The organism is Diaphorobacter caeni (assembly GCF_015354245.1).
Lineage (GTDB): Bacteria > Pseudomonadota > Gammaproteobacteria > Burkholderiales > Burkholderiaceae_C > Diaphorobacter_A > Diaphorobacter_A caeni.
This window is the reverse complement of sequence record NZ_JADKYZ010000001.1, coordinates 199468-217332: the sequence shown is the minus strand read 5'-3', so window position 1 is coordinate 217332 and position 17865 is coordinate 199468. Positions and strand designations below refer to the sequence as shown.

The following is a 17865-nucleotide window of genomic DNA, read 5'->3' as shown; positions in this document are numbered from 1 at the left end:
CCCGCATGCACACCGATGATTCCAGCGCCAGCCCCGCGCAGCACCCGTACTCTCCGCTCACGCCCGATCTGGTGCTCGACGCGCTTGCCGAGCTGGGCCTGTATGGCGACGGGCGGCTGATGGCGCTGGGCTCCTACGAGAACCGCGTCTATCAGGTCTCGCTCGAAGACGGTGCTCGCGTGGTCGCCAAGTTCTACCGGCCCGAGCGCTGGAGCGATCAGCAGATCCTGGAAGAGCATGCCTTCGCGGTCGAGCTCGCGGCCGCCGAAGTGCCGATGGTGGCCCCGCTTTCGGTCCACGGCAAAACGCTGCACCACCACGCGGGCTTCGCGTTTTCGGTGAGTCCGTGGCGCGGCGGGCGCACACCGGAGCTCGATGATTTCGAAACGCTGGAATGGATCGGCCGCTTTCTCGCGCGCATCCACACCGTGGGCAGCCAACGGCCCTTCACGCTGCGCCCGGCGCTTGACGTGCAGACCTTCGGCATCGACAGCCGTGACTGGCTGCTCTCGCACCAGAGCATTCCACTCGACCAGGAAAGCGGCTGGCACAAGGCCTGCAATGAGGCGCTCGACATCATCACCGAGAAGATGAACGCGCACCGCTTCACTTCACTGCGCCTGCACGGCGACTGCCACCCCGGCAACGTGCTGTGGACGCCGGTGGACGACAACGGCCACGGCGGCCCGCACTTCGTCGATCTGGATGACGCGCGCATGGGCCCGGCGGTGCAGGACCTGTGGATGCTGCTCTCGGGCGAGCGTGCCCAGCGGAGCATGCAGCTGTCCACGCTGCTCGAGGGCTATGAGCAGTTCCGCGATTTCGACCGACGCGAGCTGTCGCTGATCGAGCCGCTGCGCACGCTGCGCCTGATCCACTACAGCGCCTGGCTCGCGCGGCGCTGGAGCGACCCCATCTTCCCGATCAATTTCCCATGGTTCGGATCGAGCGACTACTGGCGCGGCCAGATCGACATGCTCGTCGAGCAGATCGAGGCCATGCAGGAAGAACCGCTGATGGTGTGATCCGTCAGCGCGCGCCAGCAGCGGTCAGCATCGCGGCGACCGCTTCCTGCTGACGTTGGCGGGCATGGGCCAGCGGCGTGACGCCTTCCTTGTCGGCCAGGTTCACGTCGGCACCTGCAGCGATCACGTCGCGCACGATCTGCTGATGCGCCTCGCCTCCGTTGCCCAGCACGACGGCCTCCATCAGGCAGGTCCAGCCGAGGCGGTTCACATGGTTCACATCGACGCCCGCATCGATCAGCGTCTTGGCAGTCGCCACGTGGCCGCGCTCGCAGGCGGGAATCAGCGCCGTGCCGCCGTAGCGGTTCGTGCTTTTCAGATCGGCGCCGCGCGACAGCGTCATCCGCAGAATCTCGATGTTGCCTCGTGCACCGGCGAGCAGATAGGCGCTGTCCTGCTGGGCGTTCTGGATGTTCACGTCCGCGCCATGCAGGATCAGTGAGCGCGCCACTTCAACGTGATTGCCTGCCGTCGCGAGCAGCAGCGGCGTGTTGCCGTCGACGTCCCGCGCATCCACCGGCGCATCGCGCGCCAGCAGCTTGCGCACCGCAAGCTCGTCACCCACGCGCGCAAACTTGAGCAGTTGATCACCAAGCGCCTTGCCATGCACCGCCTTGCGATGGGCGGCTTCAGTGGTCGCCATGGCGGCCTGCTGGTGGGACTCGTCGGTGAGCGCATGCACCGCCTGTCTCGTCGGCGTTTCGGCCACTGCCGCCATGTGCACGGCCAGCAGCCCCGCCACAATTGCCACGGCCTTCCATGTCGGTCGGTTCGTCTTTGCTTGCATCACTTCTTGCTGACCGCCGGTTTGGCCTTGAGCGAACGCTTCCAGCCATTGACGATCACATCTCCAAAGAACTTGCGGTCCAGCAGCAGCCACACCAGCACGGGAGCGAGCGTGGGCAGCACCAGCACTCCCACCTGATAACCGAACACGATGGACTCGACCTGCCACGGGTCCACGCGCAGCGTGCGGATGTCGAGCTTGGCGGCCACCAGCACCTGCATGAGCAGATACATCACGAGGCTGAAGCTCTGGATCGGCAACAGGATCAGATACCCGCCGATCGCCTTGGTCAGACGACCCGGCGCGCGGTTGGCCGCGTAGGCCGCAAACACCAGCGCCAGAAAGATCGGCAGACCGAACGCGTAGCGCCCCGGATCGGCATCCACCACCACGTCGGCGATCTGCCCGCCGGCGCTCGGAACCACTACGCCCACGCTGGTCTCGACCTCGATCTGACCGGGCTTCTTGTGCACCGCGCGCACCCACATCGGAGCGACTTCCTCGAGCGCCACATGGGACAGAAGCGCAATCGGATACGAAGTCCACGGCGTGATCTTGGTCCACAGGAGCGTGAACAGAATCATTCCCGCAAACGCGAAGATCACGAAGCGCGGCAGCACCTTGCTCTTGGCCGTCGTCACTCCGTCGTCATCGCTGGTCTGCCCTGCCGTTGCCGTCGTCGCCTGTTCTGTCATGTGTCGCTCCCTCAATCCCTCTCTGTGACCTCAAACGCTTCAAACCGATGGCCGTGGCCGTGCGTGCGGCGACAGGTCCAGCGAATGGCTGACGGTGCCCTCTCCGTGACCCATGCGCGGGGCGCTCTGCACCACGGGCGGTGCGGGCGGCTCGTCCGGCGGAGGCGGCTCATTGGCGGCGCGCTCCTTCGAGCCCGCACGCACCCACAGCAGCCAGACGATCAGCACGTCCAGCATGATCAGGCCCTGCCAGAGGAATTCGTGCGCGAAGTTGAACACCGCCATGTTCCACTGACCAAGGTAGAACAGGCTGATCACGCGCACCACGTTGAGCGCCTGAATCGCGATGAAGCCGACGACGAATCCCACCAGCTTGTGACGCCAGCTCGAAGGAAACGCGATGATGGCCGCGAACAGCACGATGCAGGCCTCGATGCCGTTGCAGCCTGCCTCGATGGAGACGCCGAAGCCCGTCGCGCTGTTCCACAGCACCTTGCCCTGGGCCGTCGCGGTATCGTCGAACCAGACCACCAGTCCGGAACAGATCTTGGCGAGCAGCGCGGTCCAGGGCAGCACGATGTGCTGCTGCACCCAGTTGAGCATGTTCAGGCCGAACAGCGACAGCTGAATGGAAAGAAATAGCAGGAAGAAACGCAACATATCCGTGAATGGCCCCTGAGCATGTTCGCGAGTTCCACAATGCAAAAAAATGCCGTGCAACTCGTAGTTACACGGCATTTTCGTCCAAACCGGGAGATCAGGCCATCATTGTGGCCAGATCAGGGCTTTGCCCGAGTCAAACAAGCAACGCATTCACACGTTTGACATATGCGGCCGGGTCTTCGGGCATGCCGCCCTCGGCCAGCAGCGCCTGGTCAAACAGAATGTGCGCGAGATCATTGAAGTGCACCGAGCCGTCGAGTTTCTTGACCAGCGGGTGGTCGGGATTCACTTCCAGCACCGGCTTGCTCTGCGGAATCGCCTGCCCCGCCTGCTTGAGCATGCGGGCGAGCTGTGCGCTCATGCCACCGTCCTGCACCACGATGCAGGCGGGCGAATCGACCAGGCGGGTCGTGGCGCGCACGTCGTCCACCTCGTTCTTGAGCGCTTCCTTGAGCTTGGCGAGCATCGGCTTGAAGGCCTCGGCAGCCTCCTCGGCGGCCTTCTTCTCGGCCTCGTCCTGCAGCTTGCCCAGATCCACCGCGCCCTTGGCGACCGACTGCAGCGGCGTGCCGTCGAACTCGTTCAGATAGTTCAGCGCCCACTCGTCCACGCGGTCGGTCATCAGCAGAACTTCGATGCCCTTCTTCTTGAACACCTCAAGCTGCGGGCTGTTCTTGGCGGCGGCCAGCGTGTCGGCGGTGATGTAGTAGATCGCTTCCTGACCGTCCTTCATGCGCGCCTTGTAGTCGGCGAAGGACACGCTCACCGTGTCGGTGGTCGAGGACGCGAAGCGCAGCAGCTTGGCGATGCGCTCGGCATTGCCGAAATCCTCGCCCAGACCTTCCTTGAGCACCGCGCCGAACTCGCCATAGAACTTGGTGTACTTGCCTTCCTTGGCCTTGTCGTCGTCGCTGACCACATCGGTCACGCCATCGGCATTGGTCGCTGCGGCTTCATGGCTGTCGTGCTTGGCCAGATCCTCGAGCATCGACAGCACGCGGCGCGTGTTGCCGTCGCGGATCAGACGCACGTCGCGGCTTTCCTGCAGCAGCTCGCGGCTCACGTTGAGCGGCAGGTCGGCCGAATCGATCACGCCCTTCACGAAGCGCATGTAGGTCGGCATCAGCGCCTCCGCGTCGTCCATGATGAACACGCGCTTGACGTAGAGCTTCACGCCCGCCTTCTTGTCGCGGTTCCACAGATCCATCGGCGCGTGCGAGGGGATGTACAGCAGCTGCGTGTACTCCGTGTTGCCTTCGACGCGGTTGTGGCTCCAGGTCAGCGGGTCTTCGTGGTCATGGCTGATGGCCTTGTAGAACTCGACGTACTGCTCGGACGTGATGTCCTTCTTGGGACGCGTCCACAGCGCGCTCGCCTGGTTGACGGTCTCCCATTCGCCGGTCTTGACCATCTCGCCGGGCTGATCGTTCTCGCCATCCTTCCACTCTTCCTTTTCCATGAGGATGGGCAGGCTGATGTGGTCGGAATACTTGCTGATCAGCTGCTTGAGCTTCCAGGCGTTGAGGAACTCTTCGGCATCCTCGCGCAGATGCAGCGTGATCGCGGTGCCGCGCTCGGCGCGCTCGATCTGCTCGACCTCGAAATCGCCCGAGCCCCCGCTCACCCAGCGCACGCCCTCGCTCGCGGCAAGGCCCGCACGGCGCGACTCGACGCTGATCTTGTCGGCCACGATGAAGCCCGAATAAAAGCCCACGCCGAACTGGCCGATGAGCTGCGAATCCGACTTCTGATCGCCCGAGAGCTTGCTCATGAAGTCTTTGGTGCCGCTCTTGGCGATGGTGCCCAGATTCTCGATGGCCTCCTGCTCGCTCATGCCGATGCCGGTATCGGCGATCGTGATCGTGCGCGCCTTCTGATCAAAGGAAACGCGCACTTCCAGATTCGGCTGACCTTCATAGAGCTCGGGCTTGTTCAGCGCCTCGAACCGCAGCTTGTCGCATGCGTCCGACGCGTTGGAAATCAGCTCGCGCAGAAAGATTTCCTTGTTGGAATACAGCGAGTGAGTGACCAGATGCAGCAGTTGCGCCACTTCGGCCTGGAAGGAATGGGTGTGTTTGTTGCTCATTGGATGAATGAAAACGGAAAAGTCTCTGATCCCGACGATGCGCCGCCCTCTCGGCGGGCATCCGCTTGTGATGCATGGCGAGCGGTCCAGCGCCCGTGCGCCGTGGCGCCGCTGCCGAGCTGCCTTTTATTTGGGGACAGCGACGCGGACTTCAAGTGTCCCAAAACACCCGTGGGAAACAGGACTTCGCTACGAAGTTTGATAGGAATAAACTTTTGGCGCCTGTCTGCATGCGAAACATTTCGGTACAGCAACCCGGAACCCGACAGCGGTGCGGTTGACCATCGCCACCGAATCGTCCATCCACTTGTATCTTCAATGCCCCAATCTGTAAAAACGATCTAGTGCGAACGGTCGTACATAAAAAAGCACGAAAAATCTCAACCCATCAAATATCAGCAAAGCAACACTGCTATCTATTTTCACAATGAAGATTAGCAAGCTATGGTTTATTACTTTTTGTAACTTTCAAAATGTAACCCATGGTCATCCTTTTGCCGTAAATTCGCGTTGCGTTGGTATCTGACCATCTTTTTTTTATTGCAATAGCGTTTTACTAAATTTTCGCTGTTCAGTCAGGGAAAAGGGCAGATTCAGCGGTCTGAGCAGCGATGCCGTTCTGACAATGCGAAGTTGACATTCTTCAATGGACTCGACAGGTGCTTGAAGACGAAATCCGCCATGTTCAGAGGCCTGCCGCAACGGCCTTTTGTTGTTCTCGTTCAAGGGTTGAAGTGGGGCCTTGGAGCCCACCAACTTGTTGGGTCTGTCCTTTTTGATTGGATTTTTCATGTCTACACGTCGCGTCGTACTCACCTCCCTGGCCTCCTGCGCTCTGGCCGTTTTCGCAACCGGAGCCATTGCGGCGGCATCCAATCCGGCCACCACCAGCTTTCCGGTAACAGCCACGGTCGTCAAAGCCTGCACCGTCGCCATGAACAGTGCTGCGGGCATCGCCTTCGGCGAGTTCGAGACGAATTCCACCGCCAGTGCAGCACAGACTACGACGATCAATGTGACTTGCTCCAAAAAAACGGGCTACACCATCGCACTGACACCCAGCAACGCCTCGACATCAGGCGCCGGCGTGATGACGCTGGGTGGCATGGATTTCGCGTCCGCCAGCGCCGATCAGAAGATCGCATACCAGCTGCAACAGCCAACCGGTTCTGGGGTTTGGGGCAATGTCACCGGCACGGGCCCCAATGTTTACACAGGCACCGGCAACGGCGCTGTCCAACCGATCATCGTGAACGGCTCAGTCGCTGCTGGTGCGTGGAATGTGGAGCCCGGTGCCTATAGCGACACAGTCCAAGTCAAAGTGACCTATTGATCGCAAGAAGAGCCGACCAAGACCTTCAACGACTCCGCCCAACCATGTTCTCTGTTTTTACTCGTCCCATGATTGGCTGGATCGCGGGGACCGTACTGGCCGGCTTTTCCCAAGCGTTATTTGCGGGTGGGCTGCAAGTCTCGCCGGTTTCATTGCAGATCAGGCCCACGCAGAATGCGGAAGGCATCTGGCTGACCAACTCCGGCACCACCCCGCTCAGTGCTCAAGTACGCGTATTTCAGTGGTTGCAACAAGGCGGGGAAGACCTGCTCTCGCCATCCACAAATCTGACCGTCAGCCCACCGTTGGTGGAGATCCCGGCTGGCTCACGTCAGTTGGTGCGTGTGTTGCGCACTGGCCCCGCACCCGCGACTGGAACCGAAGCCACCTATCGGCTCATCATCGACGAACTCCCGAATGAGGCGACCGAAGCAGCGCCCCAACCTGCATCGTCAAACGATAAAAAATCGCCCGCAGTTTTGACGATGAATTTTCTGATGCGCTATTCAGTTCCCGTTTACATCGGAAGCGCAAGCGAGGATCAAATCAAAGCCGCAGGGTCTGCGCTTCAGTTTTCCATTGAAAAAACCTCCAAGGATTGGGTCCTGCTGGCTCGCAACACCGGCACCATCCGCGCCCAGGTAGCCGACGTGCAGGCCGTTGTTGGAGCCAATCAGGCCCTGCCGCTGCGAGAAGGCCTTCTTGGCTACGTCTTGCCTGGAAGCTCCATGCGCTGGTCGCTTCTGGTGCCCAAATTGGCGACTGGCCAGACGATCACCGGCTATCAAGCCATGATCAACTCGGAAATCCAATCCATCAATGTCTCCGGCACCCCGTGACACGGCTTGCGCATTCCGCTGGGGTGTGACAAGCGCCGCATTGGCGGTGGCATTCGGCACCTTGCCGGCGTTCGCGCAGAGCGGCGCCTTCCGGGAGTCCGATCTTCCCATGACTACGCCGGCGAAAACCCGCGCGGATGCGAGGGCAGCGCCTATTGCGATGACGCTCGCGACGCAGCTGAACACTCGAGATTTCGGCATGCTCCCGGCGCGGATGCGCGCAGGCGGGCTTGAAATGCGCCGCAGCACGCTCACAACGCTTGGACTGCAGCCAGCAGCAATGCCTGTTGGCCCAGTCTCAGAGAACGACGATGAGTGGATTCGCCTGGACCAGATCACCGGAATGCAGGTGCAGTTCAACATGGCATTGCAGTCACTGACGCTGCAGATGCCCTTCGAACACCTGAACTGGGCACGCACGCTCGTCGACACTTCGCGGCAGAAATCTCAGCAAGCCACCTCGGCACCTGGTTTGCTGGTGAACTACGACCTGTATGCGTCCAACTTCAAAAACAGTCACTCTCTGAGTGCATTGACGGAATGGCGTGCGTTTTCCCAGAACTCTGTACTGAGCAACACCATGTCCTCGCGTTGGGTGAGAAGCGATGCCACTGACTCAAGCAGTTCGCCAAGCAATTTCTCTCAGGTTCGGCTGGACACCACGTATGCTCTCTCGTTGCCTGACAGCATGATTTCGGTGCGGGTGGGAGACACGACCACCGGCGCGCAGCCGTGGTCTCGCGCCACGCGCATTGGCGGCATTCAGATTGCCCGGAACTTTGGACTGCAGCCCTATTTCTCCACGTCCCCGATTCCCGCCCTGATGGGCACGAGTGCACTGCCATCTGCCGTCGAGCTCTACATCAATGGCATCAAGCAATACCAAGGCTCGCTCAATGCGGGCCCCTTCGCCCTCAACGTTCCGACCGGCATCAACGGCTCTGGTCTGGCGCAGGTTGTTCTGACCGACGCGTATGGGCGCTCCACCACGGTGCAGTACAACATCTACGGAACCACGCAATTGCTCAGCAAGGGGCTGAGCAATTGGTCGGCAGAGTTGGGTTGGGTACGCCGCAACTATGGCGAGAAATCATTCTCTTATGGCTCCGATCCGGCACTGTCTGGCTCCTACAGCTATGGGTGGTCGGATCGTCTCACACTGCAGTCGCACGCGGAAGCAACCAGCGGCCTCGCCAATGCAGGTGGCGGTGCCATGTGGAGCGCGAACCGCATCGGCGTGTTCTCCGCGGCACTCGCAACGAGTCAATCGCATGGCGATTCGGGCGCGCTGGTTCAATTGGGGCACGACTGGAACAATCAGTCGTTCTCCACCAGCATTCAGGCTACGCGAGCCAGCGCTGGCTACCGAGACACTGCTTCGCTCTATGACAGCCAACGCCAGCGTGCGTCGGGACGTGCGATGGTGGGATACAACGACCCTCTTCTTGGCAGCTTCAATATCGGCGCGCTCTACCTTCAAAATTTCGGCGACAGCGCGCAGCGTTACGTCACCGCAGGCTGGAGCAGGAGCCTGAATGGGCGTGGAATGTTGAACTTCAATGTCAATCACAATCTCGATGACAGCCGACGCAGCACCATGCAGTTCGTTTTGAGCTGGTACCTCGACGGTCGCATCAATGCCGGAACATCAGTCTCACGCCAGAACAAAGAGAATGCTTTCAATGCCTATGCCAACCAGTCGCGTCCGGCGGATGGCGGTTGGGGCTGGAGCACTGCGGCGCAACATGATGGCAGCGGTACTTCAGGGCAGGCTCGCGTAGATTACCTGGCCAGCAAATTTGAGGCCAATGCGTCGATCACCTCCGACCATGGAAACACCAGTACGGCTTTCGGCGCGGCGGGCTCGCTGGTTTTCATGGACAGCCATCTTTTTGCCAGCCGCAGAATCTATGACAGCTTCGCCGTCGTCAGCACCAATGGGATCCCGGATGTCCCCATCAAGCGGGACAACACACTGATTGGCCACACGAACAGCAGCGGCCGCATGTTGATTACCGACATGGGCGCATATCGAAACAACAAGCTGTCCATCGATGCACTGGCGCTGCCTGCTCAACTGAAGGTGCCCACGCCCGATCAGAACATCGTACCCACCGACCGCGCGGGCACACTGGTGAAGTTCGACATCGAGCGCATCCACTCGGCCAGCGTCATTCTTGTCGATGAAAACGCTAAGCCGCTGCCACTTGGAAGCCGGGCGCAGGCAACTGGCAGCAAGACAACGGCCCCGACTCCCTTGACAAGCATCGTGGGACACGACGGCATGACCTACTTCGAAAACGTGGACGCCCGTGCCCGCATTCAGGTCTACCTGGCTGGCGGTGGACAATGTCAGGCGGAAGTCGTCATTCCAGAAGGCGAGACCACGGACATACCTCTCGTCGGCCCCGTCGTCTGCAAAAAGGTGCCATGACATCATGAGCTCAACATCAATTGCCAAAATGTCCCGGCTGCTGCTCGGCCTCCTGCTGATCGGCGCATCATGGCTGTCTTCGACCGAAGCGCAGGCGCAGAGCGTCAAGTGCGAAAACTTCTCCATCAGCAGTCTCGCGTTCGGTTCGTTCTCGCCGTTCGATGCGGCTCCAAGCACCAACGGCAACCTTTCTTTCCGCTGCTACAGCACGCAGCGCAATGGCTGGCTCACCACCGCCCCCTCATACTACGTAGCGCTTTGCATACATCTGGGTACGGGCAGCGGTGCAGCCACCGGTGTCTGGAGTCCTCGGGTGATGCCATCAACGGTCACCTCCTCAAGCAGCCGGTTGGGATATCAGGTATATCAATCAGGCGTCACGGTGTGGGGATCGCGCTGGAACACGGGCTCCACCCCCATGCAACTGAAACTGGGCCCGCTTGCGCCCATGGACTTCGGATCCAACGCACCCAAATATGCATCCGGCTCCGCCAGCTATGCAGCGCAAGTGATCTCAGGACAGTCCACCGTTTCTCCCGGAAGCTATCAGGGCAACTATGGTGCGGGTGATACGGAAGTGTTTGCCGTGGCGAGCACATCGTCCAATGTGAGCTGTCTTGGCTCCACCGCGAACAGCGACACCGGGCTCGACAGCTCCTTCTCTCAGAGCTTCACCATCAGCGCCACCGTGCTGTCCGACTGCCAGGTCACGGCGACAGCCATGAATTTCAACAACACAGAATCGATCGCGCCAGGTGCCATCACGCAAAACAGCACCGTGAATGCGCGCTGCACCAATTCAACCGCTTTCAATATCGCGCTGTCTCCCGGAGGCTCTCCAGCCCCGACCAACGGCACGGGCCGATTGACCAATGCGGGCACCTCTCTGAGCGACCCGGACACCTATCTGAATTACAGCCTTTTTCAAGACGCGTCGTTCACCAAGCCCTGGGGCAGCCAAATCGGCACCAACACCGTCAGCAGCAACGGAACCGGCAACTATCCTGCAACGCCGTGGACGGTCTACGGGCGCATCAGCAACGTGAACATCAACCCGGGCACCTATTCCGACACGGTCACCGTCAAGGTCAGCTACTGATCGTCACTCAAACCGCTCATTCGCCCCCAGATACCGCCACTCCCCCACCGGCAGATTGCCCAGCGTGATCTTGCCGATGCGGATGCGTTTGAGGCCGACGACTTTCAGGCCGACCTGCTCGCACATGCGGCGGATCTGGCGTTTCTTGCCTTCGACCAGAACGAAGCGCAGTTGCTCCGGGTTCTGCCAGTCGACCTTGGCGGGCTTGAGCGGTTGACCGTCGAGCGAGAGGCCGTGGTTGAGCAGCGCGAGCTTTTCCTCGGGGAAAACGGAGCGCACGTCCTTTTCGCGGTCTTCGTAGATCACGCGCACGAGGTACTCCTTGTCGACGGCGGAGTTCTCGCCGATGAGCTGGCGCGCGACGCGGCCATCCTGCGTGAGCACAAGGAGGCCGACGGAGTCGATGTCGAGACGTCCGCAGGGTGCGATGCCGCGCAGTTGGCCCGGCGAGAAGCGCGTGCGGCTGGTGTCTTCGCGCCAGTGCGTGCGCGGGTTGATCAGCGCGACGGCGGGCGTATGGCCGTCTTCGGCCTGGCCGCTCACGTAGCCCATGGGCTTGTGCAGCAGGATGGTGACCTGCTGCTCCTGCTGGCCCTGCGCGCGGCGGTCGACCTCGATGCGGTCTTCGGGGCCGACCTGCAGGCCCATTTCGGCGACCGTGCCGTTCACGCGCACCCAGCCGTTGGCGATCCAGTCATCGGCCTCGCGGCGCGAGCACAGGCCCTGGTCGGCCATGCGCTTGTTCAGGCGGATCTTGTCGGTGGGTTCCTTGCGGATCACCGGAGGGGCCTGGCGAGAGGCCGACGCGCCGCCCGCAGGTGCAGTCCAGGTGTTGCCGCGCGGCTTGGGTTCGTAGGCGGGCTTGTTGTTGCCGTAGCCGGAGGATGTCGAACGAGCCGCGCCGGAGGCCGGTGCGCGCGCAGGGCCGCGCGAGCTGGCGGGAGCGGGCGCAGGCGCAGCCTTGGCGGCGGGGCGCTTGAGGGCCAGACGTGGGCGAGCAGCGGACGCAGCCGCCGGGGTGCTGTTGGCGTCGGCGGCTGGTTTGGAAGAAGATGGCTTATCGGGCATGGCCCGTATTGTCTCAAGCCTCGACGAGGCACGTCACCAAGTCGGGCTTATGGACTTTTTCGGCCAGTCTTCAAGCGATCTGGATCGAAGCGCCCGAGGTGTCGACCACGTCGCTGCGCATGGCGGCAGGATCAGCGCTGCGCTTGATGCGGCGGCCGCCCACGCCGCTGGCGGCGGGGTCCTGCGTGAACATGCCGGTGCGCAGCGCCTGCAGGTCGAGCACGCGCACGCCGCCGTACTCGACGCTGATGGCACGGTGCTCTTCGAGCGCCGACAGCGCCTCGTTCACGCGTTGGCGCGACAGGCCGACGATGTAGGCCAGCTCCTGCTGCGTGATGCGCAGGATCTCGCCGACGGCCGGATAAAGCACCGGGTTGAACAGCGCCGCGAGGCTGCGCGCCACGCGCACGTCGGGGTTGGCCATGCGGTCGATCTCGCGCGCCGCGATGAACTGTGCAAGCCGCTCGTTGAGCTGGTTCATCACGAAGCGGTTGAAGCCAATGGAGTGATCGAGCAGCCAGTGAAAGGTGTCGATGGGCAGGCCCGCCACCAGGCTCTTGCGCAGCGCCTGGATGTTGTAGCGGTAGGGCTCGCGCTTCATCGCCGTGCCCTCGCCGAACCAACCGCCTGGCGGCACGCCGGTGAAGGTCATGGTGAGACCTTCGGCGTTGTCGGCGCTCATCTTGAGCAGCCCTTCGACCACGCCAAACCAGTAGGTCACGGGTCGCCCGACACGGCAGACATAGTCTCCGCGCAGGGCGTCGCCCACGACCAGCGATGCGACGGCGCGGTCGCGTTCATTGGAGTTGAGAAGACGCAGCCATGGAATCCCATCCAGCTCGTTGGCGGATGGCAGGCGACGACGTTGATGCAGCGAGAGTTCCTGACTCATAGCGCGTGAGCATGGCTCAGGAGGCCCACTTATAGGAAGGGGGGATAACCCCATCGCGTTGTGGGCGCGCCGCGCTCAGAGCGTGTTGACGATCTCAGGAACGCTCCCGCCTGCTCAATCGATCATGGCAGAGCATAGCGATAGCCGCGAAATGCCCAGATCGTGCGCGCGTTCTCGATGCGTTCGAGCACCAGCCCAGGCCCTGCCGATTCGCCTTCGTGCAGCACCTGGCCATTGACGATCACCATGCGGTACTTGGGGTTCGACGAATAGGTGATGCCCGCGAGCTGCAGGTTGGGCAGTTGCTCGCGCACGGCTGGCGGCAGGTTGGCGACGTTGTAGACCGGCGCTGCGGCGGGTGCCGGAGCGGGCGCTGGTGCAGGCACCGCATCCGCAGGAGCCGCTGCCAGCCGGGCTGCGCGCGCTGCTTCTTCGCGTTCGCGCTTCGTCTGTGCAGGCGCCTGCGCGGCTGCCGGCTGCGCGACAGGCTTGGGTGCTGCGGGCGGCGGAGGTGGTGGCGGTGGTGGCGTCACGTCGATTTCAACGGGCGCGGGCGCGTCGTTCTTGATGACCGCTGGCTTGGGAGCAGGAGCAGGAGTGGGCGCTGGCTCCGGAGCAGCAAGCGGTGCAGGAGCCGGTGCGGGCACGGGTGCCTGCGCCACGACCACCGGCTGGTGCGTTGGCCCCTTGGGCGAAAACTGCAACCACGCGAGCACCAGCGCCGCAGCGCCCGCAACGCCTGCGATCAGCCAGGCACCGCGGTTGCCGCCGCTGCGAACGGGCGCTTCCTTGGCCGATGGAACGGAAACGGACTGCGTGTGCAGACCGGGCACGTTACCCCTGCCGCGTTCGGCTTGTGCGCGCCGCAGCGCATCGAGGATGTAGGACATGGGTAACTCAAACTCCAGTACGCAGACGCGGCTCCGTCACGCCGGCCGCACGATTCAACAACATCAGGGTCAGCGGTCCGGGCTGGCCATCGGGCGTGATGCCCTGCGCCAGCTGGAACTGCCGAATGCGCTCACGGCGCACCGTCGCCGGCTTGCCCGATGCGGGCTTCACATGGGTGCCAAGCGAGCGCGTCAGCTGCTCGTCAAGCCAGGCCTGGGCATCGGGGTTGCTCAACGGATCGGCACCGTCCGCCAACGCCTTGGGCGCACGCCAGAACGTGGTGATTTCGCCATGCCAGAGCGATGCCAGCTCGCTCACCGGAATCACCAGCTGCGAGCCGTTGACGCCTTCAAGCCAGGCCTCCTCCTCGTTCAGACCTTCGAGCACGGCGCTGACCTTGACGGGTTGCCCATCGCGCTGGGCGACCAGCGTGAGCAGCACTGGGCGATTGAGTTGACGCACCAGTCCCAGCCCGGCCTTGCGGTTGCGATAGCACTGTACGCCGCCACGCGCGAGCGCGGGACAGGGGTCGGCGCTCTTGCCCGTGAGCTTCAAGTTCCAGCTCGAGGCCAGCACCTTCCATGCGCCAAAGCCATCATCGGCTGATTGCACGTTCAAAAACTGCTCAAGCTGCATCGGCGACGCTGCGGATGATGTGCCGCTCGCCGCCGCTTGTGCGGGCGTGGCGGGGACTGCAGACGATGTTTCCGATGCGGCTGCCTGTGTCGGTGCTTGCGCTGGTGCAGGTGCCGAATCCGACGCTGCGCCACCCGGTTGCGATGCGCCCGGAACCGGTGCGGGGGATGCGGCCGGCTGAGTCGCTGCGCTCTTCGCCACGGCCTTGGCGTCTGCGCCCGCATCGCGCGTGGACTCGCCACGCAAGGCCCAACCCGCGCCGCCCGCCACCAACGCCAAAGCCAATGCGCCCACCGGCCACCACAGGCGCGACGCCGCAGAGGCTCCACCCGCCTGCCGCGCCGATGCGGCGGCCTTGCTCTTCGCGTCGAAGACCTCGTTGGCCGCGTTCTTCACGACCGCTTCCGAAACCTCGCGCGAGCCCGCCGCATACGCCCCGAGCAGCGCGCGGTCGCACAGCAGATTGATGCGCCGGGGCACGCCCCCAGCGAGCGAATGCACGCGCTGCACTGCCTTTTCGCCAAACGGCGTCGGCGCCTTCAGGCCCGCCACATTCAAGCGGTGCGCGACGTATTGGCGCGTCTCGTCAAGGCTCAGCGCATCGAGGTGATAGCGTGCGATCACGCGCTGCGCGAGCTGCTCCATCGATGGCTCGGCCACCATCGCGCGCAGCTCGGGCTGGCCGATCAGGATGATCTGCAGCAGCTTGCGTTCGCTGGTCTCGAGATTGGTGAGCAGGCGCAGCTGCTCGAGTACATCGGGCGCGAGGTTCTGCGCCTCATCGATGATCAGCACGTTGTTGCGCCCACGTGCGTGCGACTCGAGCAAAAAGGCGTTGAGCGGATCGATGCAGTCCTTGACCGTCTCCGAGCCCGGCACGGACGCCGCATGCGCGACGCCGAACTCATCGCAGATCGAGCGCAGCAGCTCGAGCACGGTGAGCTTGGGATTGAAGATGTAGGCCACGTTGCAGTGCGCCGGAATCTGCTCGAGAAAACAGCGGCAGACCGTGGTCTTGCCGGTACCGACTTCGCCCGTGAGCAGCACGAAGCCGCCGCCCGCATCAAGGCCGTAGAGCAGATGCGCCAGCGCCTCGCGATGGCGGTCGCTCATGAACAGGTAACGCGGGTCGGGCGCGATGGAAAAGGGCTGGTGCTCCAGCCCGAAAAACGAGGCGTACATGGTGTGAGGATACCGCCAGTGTGGATCAGTCTCGTGAACACGCGGACGCGGTGACCGTGCGCGCGGGGATAAACAAGAAAAGTGATGCAAACATCATCGAAAACCCTTGAACGGTCGGCATTTTTTGATCCTTGTCACGTCTTTCACCACAGCAGGGTTAGACCCGTGAGGACTAACCCGCAAATTGTCAGCGGAAAGACATATTGACGTCAAAGTTGTTTCTACCATTCGCAACATCTTGATGGACTCGCCCTTTGCTTTTGGCAACTGGCCCATCCGTTCACTCACTGGATAGGTACAGGAATGAAGACAACGTTCCCCCATTTGCTGTTGCGACACGCCGCCGAAAGACCGGATGCGCCAGCGCTGCGCGAAAAAGAGTATGGCATCTGGCAGACATGGAGCTGGCGTGAGGCCGCGACCGAGGTGCGCCAGATGGCCTGCGGTTTGCTGGCGCTGGGCTTCGAGCGTGGGCAGAACCTGGCCTTCGTGAGCGACAACCGCCCTCATCTGTACCTCGGCTTCGTGGCCGTGCAGAGCATCGGCGGCGTGCCGATTCCGCTGTATCAGGACGCGGTCGCTTCCGAAATGAATTTCGTGATGAAGGACGCTGAGATCCAGTTCGCCTTCGCCGAAAACCAGGAACAGGTCGACAAGCTGCTCGAAGTGCGCGAATCGGTTCCAAGCATCCGCCACATCATCTATGACGACCCACGCGGCCTGCGCAAGTACGACGCGCCCGGCCTCATCAGCACCGAAGACCTGATGAAGAAAGGCGCCGAATGGGCCCGCGCCCATCCGGGCGAATGGGACAAGCGGATCGAGCTCATCGAGCCATCCGACGTCTCGGTGATTCTCTACACCTCCGGCACCACCGGCACGCCCAAGGGCGTGTGCCAGACGCATGCGAGCTTCGCCGGATCGGCCAAGGGCGCCATCGAGGTGGACAACCTCAACCCCCATGACAACGTCATCTCCTACCTGCCACCGGCATGGGTGGGTGATCACCTGTTCTCGCTCGCGCAGTGGCTGACCGCGGGCTTCACCATCAACTGTCCTGAGTCCGCCGCCACGGTGAGCATCGACCTGCGCGAGATCGGACCGACCTACTACTTCGCGCCACCGCGCGTGTTCGAGGGCATGCTCACATCGGTGTCGATCCGCATGGAAGACGCGGCCAGGCCCAAGCGCTGGCTGTTCGAGAAGTGCATGGATCTCGCGCGCCGCGTGGGCTCCGACATTCTCGACGGCAAACCCGTCGGCGCGATGGACCGCTTCAAGTACAAGCTTGGCGACCTCTTCATCTACGGTCCTCTGCGCAACGTGATGGGCCTGTCGCAGATCCGCGTGGCCTACACGGCGGGCGCCGCCATCGGTCCCGACCTGTTCCGTTTCTTCCGCTCCATCGGCATCAACCTGAAACAGCTCTACGGCCAGACCGAGACCTGCGCGTATGTCTGCATCCAGCGCGACAAGGCGGTCAAGCTCAACAGCGTGGGCCGCGCCGCACCGGGCATCGAACTCAAGATCGCCGACAACGGCGAAGTGCTGGTCAAGGGCGTTTCGGTGCTCAAGGAGTACTACAAGCGCCCCGACGCCACCGCCGAAGTGATCGACGAAAACGGCTACTTCAAAACCGGCGACGCGGGCGTGCTCGATGCCGATGGTGACCTGCGCATCATCGACCGCGCCAAGGACGTGGGCAAGATGAACACCGGCGCCATGTTTGCGCCGAACTACATCGAGAACAAGCTCAAGTTCTTCCCGCAGATCAAAGAGGCCGTGTGCTTTGGCAATCAGCGCGATGAGGTCTGCGCGTTCATCAACATCGACTACGAAGCCGTGGGCAACTGGGCCGAGCGCCAGAACCTGCCGTACGGCGGCTATGTCGATCTGGCCACCAAGGAAAAGGTGATCACGCTGATCGCCGACTGCATCGGCCAAGTCAACAAGGATCTCGCGGGCGAGCCCGGCATGGCCGACACGCAGATCGCGCGCTTCATCGTGCTGCACAAGGAACTCGATCCCGACGATGACGAGCTGACCCGCACCCGCAAGGTGCGCCGCAACTTCATCGCCGACAAGTATGGCGTGCTCGTCGATGCGCTCTACGGCGGCAAGACCGAGCAGTTCATTGAAACGCAGGTGAAGTTCGAGGACGGTCGCAAGGGCAGCGTGAGCGCCACGCTGAAGATCACCGGCGCCAAGCTCCACAAGGCCAGCGCCTGAGGCGCA

The 17865-nt window shown here is 62.4% G+C and carries 14 protein-coding genes; 6 read left to right on the top strand and 8 right to left on the bottom strand.

What is annotated here, in order from left to right:
• Nucleotides 1–5: 5 nt before the first annotated feature.
• A complete protein-coding gene (locus ISG32_RS01000) occupies nucleotides 6–1025 on the top strand; it encodes a serine/threonine protein kinase (protein ID WP_194769162.1) in 1020 nt (339 codons plus the stop codon).
• A 4-nt stretch (nucleotides 1026–1029) separates the two neighbouring features.
• Here ISG32_RS01000 and ISG32_RS00995 read toward each other — a convergent pair whose 3' ends face one another.
• The 4 genes from ISG32_RS00995 to htpG form a co-directional block, all read right to left on the bottom strand.
• Nucleotides 1030–1668, bottom strand: a complete 639-nt coding sequence (locus tag ISG32_RS00995) for an ankyrin repeat domain-containing protein (RefSeq protein WP_228529563.1) — start codon at nucleotides 1666–1668, stop codon at nucleotides 1030–1032.
• Between the two features lie 143 nt (nucleotides 1669–1811).
• Nucleotides 1812–2507, bottom strand: a complete 696-nt coding sequence (locus tag ISG32_RS00990) for an exosortase H-associated membrane protein (RefSeq protein ID WP_228529515.1) — start codon at nucleotides 2505–2507, stop codon at nucleotides 1812–1814.
• A gap of 39 nt (nucleotides 2508–2546) precedes the next feature.
• Entirely contained in the window at nucleotides 2547–3167 is a 621-nt protein-coding gene (gene xrtH, locus ISG32_RS00985; protein WP_194769161.1) for an exosortase H, read from the bottom strand.
• A 136-nt stretch (nucleotides 3168–3303) separates the two neighbouring features.
• The gene (gene htpG, locus ISG32_RS00980) at nucleotides 3304–5256 is read right to left on the bottom strand and encodes a molecular chaperone HtpG (protein ID WP_194769160.1); all 1953 of its coding nucleotides are present in this window, start codon (nucleotides 5254–5256) and stop codon (nucleotides 3304–3306) included.
• A 742-nt stretch (nucleotides 5257–5998) separates the two neighbouring features.
• Here htpG and ISG32_RS00975 point away from each other — a divergent pair.
• The 4 genes from ISG32_RS00975 to ISG32_RS00960 are packed head-to-tail and all read left to right on the top strand — an operon-like array spanning nucleotide 5999 to nucleotide 10961.
• Entirely contained in the window at nucleotides 5999–6589 is a 591-nt protein-coding gene (locus ISG32_RS00975; RefSeq protein ID WP_194769159.1) for a Csu type fimbrial protein, read from the top strand.
• A 44-nt stretch (nucleotides 6590–6633) separates the two neighbouring features.
• Nucleotides 6634–7428 (top strand): fimbrial biogenesis chaperone, encoded by a 795-nt coding sequence (locus ISG32_RS00970; RefSeq protein ID WP_194769158.1) that lies wholly within the window; start codon nucleotides 6634–6636, stop codon nucleotides 7426–7428.
• Nucleotides 7429–7453: 25 nt separating this feature from the next.
• Nucleotides 7454–9862: a fimbria/pilus outer membrane usher protein gene (locus ISG32_RS00965; RefSeq protein ID WP_194769157.1), complete on the top strand. Its 2409-nt coding sequence runs from the start codon at nucleotides 7454–7456 to the stop codon at nucleotides 9860–9862.
• Nucleotides 9863–9866: 4 nt separating this feature from the next.
• Nucleotides 9867–10961: a Csu type fimbrial protein gene (locus ISG32_RS00960; protein WP_194769156.1), complete on the top strand. Its 1095-nt coding sequence runs from the start codon at nucleotides 9867–9869 to the stop codon at nucleotides 10959–10961.
• Nucleotides 10962–10964: 3 nt separating this feature from the next.
• Here the strand turns inward: ISG32_RS00960 and ISG32_RS00955 are convergent, their stop codons facing one another.
• The 4 genes from ISG32_RS00955 to ISG32_RS00940 all read right to left on the bottom strand — a co-directional run bounded on the left by ISG32_RS00955 (nucleotide 10965) and on the right by ISG32_RS00940 (nucleotide 15630).
• Nucleotides 10965–12029 (bottom strand): pseudouridine synthase, encoded by a 1065-nt coding sequence (locus ISG32_RS00955; RefSeq protein WP_228529514.1) that lies wholly within the window; start codon nucleotides 12027–12029, stop codon nucleotides 10965–10967.
• 70 nt (nucleotides 12030–12099) lie between these two features.
• Nucleotides 12100–12921, bottom strand: a complete 822-nt coding sequence (locus ISG32_RS00950; protein ID WP_194769155.1) for a Crp/Fnr family transcriptional regulator — start codon at nucleotides 12919–12921, stop codon at nucleotides 12100–12102.
• Nucleotides 12922–13043: 122 nt separating this feature from the next.
• Complete coding sequence (locus ISG32_RS00945) at nucleotides 13044–13811, bottom strand: general secretion pathway protein GspB (RefSeq protein WP_194769154.1); 768 nt, start codon at nucleotides 13809–13811, stop codon at nucleotides 13044–13046.
• Between the two features lie 7 nt (nucleotides 13812–13818).
• The gene (locus ISG32_RS00940) at nucleotides 13819–15630 is read right to left on the bottom strand and encodes an ExeA family protein (protein WP_194769153.1); all 1812 of its coding nucleotides are present in this window, start codon (nucleotides 15628–15630) and stop codon (nucleotides 13819–13821) included.
• Between the two features lie 303 nt (nucleotides 15631–15933).
• Here ISG32_RS00940 and ISG32_RS00935 point away from each other — a divergent pair, with 303 nt between their 5' ends.
• Nucleotides 15934–17859, top strand: a complete 1926-nt coding sequence (locus ISG32_RS00935) for an AMP-dependent synthetase/ligase (RefSeq protein WP_194769152.1) — start codon at nucleotides 15934–15936, stop codon at nucleotides 17857–17859.
• The last annotated feature ends 6 nt before the right edge of the window (nucleotides 17860–17865 follow it).

Bases quoted from the DNA above. Each gene is read 5' to 3' on its own strand.
- ISG32_RS01000 (WP_194769162.1), top strand. From the start codon at position 6: ATGCACACCGATGATTCCAGCGCCAGCCCCGCGCAGCACCCGTACTCT.
- ISG32_RS00995 (WP_228529563.1), bottom strand. From the start codon at position 1,668: ATGGCGACCACTGAAGCCGCCCATCGCAAGGCGGTGCATGGCAAGGCG.
- ISG32_RS00990 (WP_228529515.1), bottom strand. From the start codon at position 2,507: ATGACAGAACAGGCGACGACGGCAACGGCAGGGCAGACCAGCGATGAC.
- xrtH (WP_194769161.1), bottom strand. From the start codon at position 3,167: ATGTTGCGTTTCTTCCTGCTATTTCTTTCCATTCAGCTGTCGCTGTTC.
- htpG (WP_194769160.1), bottom strand. From the start codon at position 5,256: ATGAGCAACAAACACACCCATTCCTTCCAGGCCGAAGTGGCGCAACTG.
- ISG32_RS00970 (WP_194769158.1), top strand. From the start codon at position 6,634: ATGTTCTCTGTTTTTACTCGTCCCATGATTGGCTGGATCGCGGGGACC.
- ISG32_RS00960 (WP_194769156.1), top strand. From the start codon at position 9,867: ATGAGCTCAACATCAATTGCCAAAATGTCCCGGCTGCTGCTCGGCCTC.
- ISG32_RS00955 (WP_228529514.1), bottom strand. From the start codon at position 12,029: ATGCCCGATAAGCCATCTTCTTCCAAACCAGCCGCCGACGCCAACAGC.
- ISG32_RS00950 (WP_194769155.1), bottom strand. From the start codon at position 12,921: ATGAGTCAGGAACTCTCGCTGCATCAACGTCGTCGCCTGCCATCCGCC.
- ISG32_RS00945 (WP_194769154.1), bottom strand. From the start codon at position 13,811: ATGTCCTACATCCTCGATGCGCTGCGGCGCGCACAAGCCGAACGCGGC.
- ISG32_RS00940 (WP_194769153.1), bottom strand. From the start codon at position 15,630: ATGTACGCCTCGTTTTTCGGGCTGGAGCACCAGCCCTTTTCCATCGCG.
- ISG32_RS00935 (WP_194769152.1), top strand. From the start codon at position 15,934: ATGAAGACAACGTTCCCCCATTTGCTGTTGCGACACGCCGCCGAAAGA.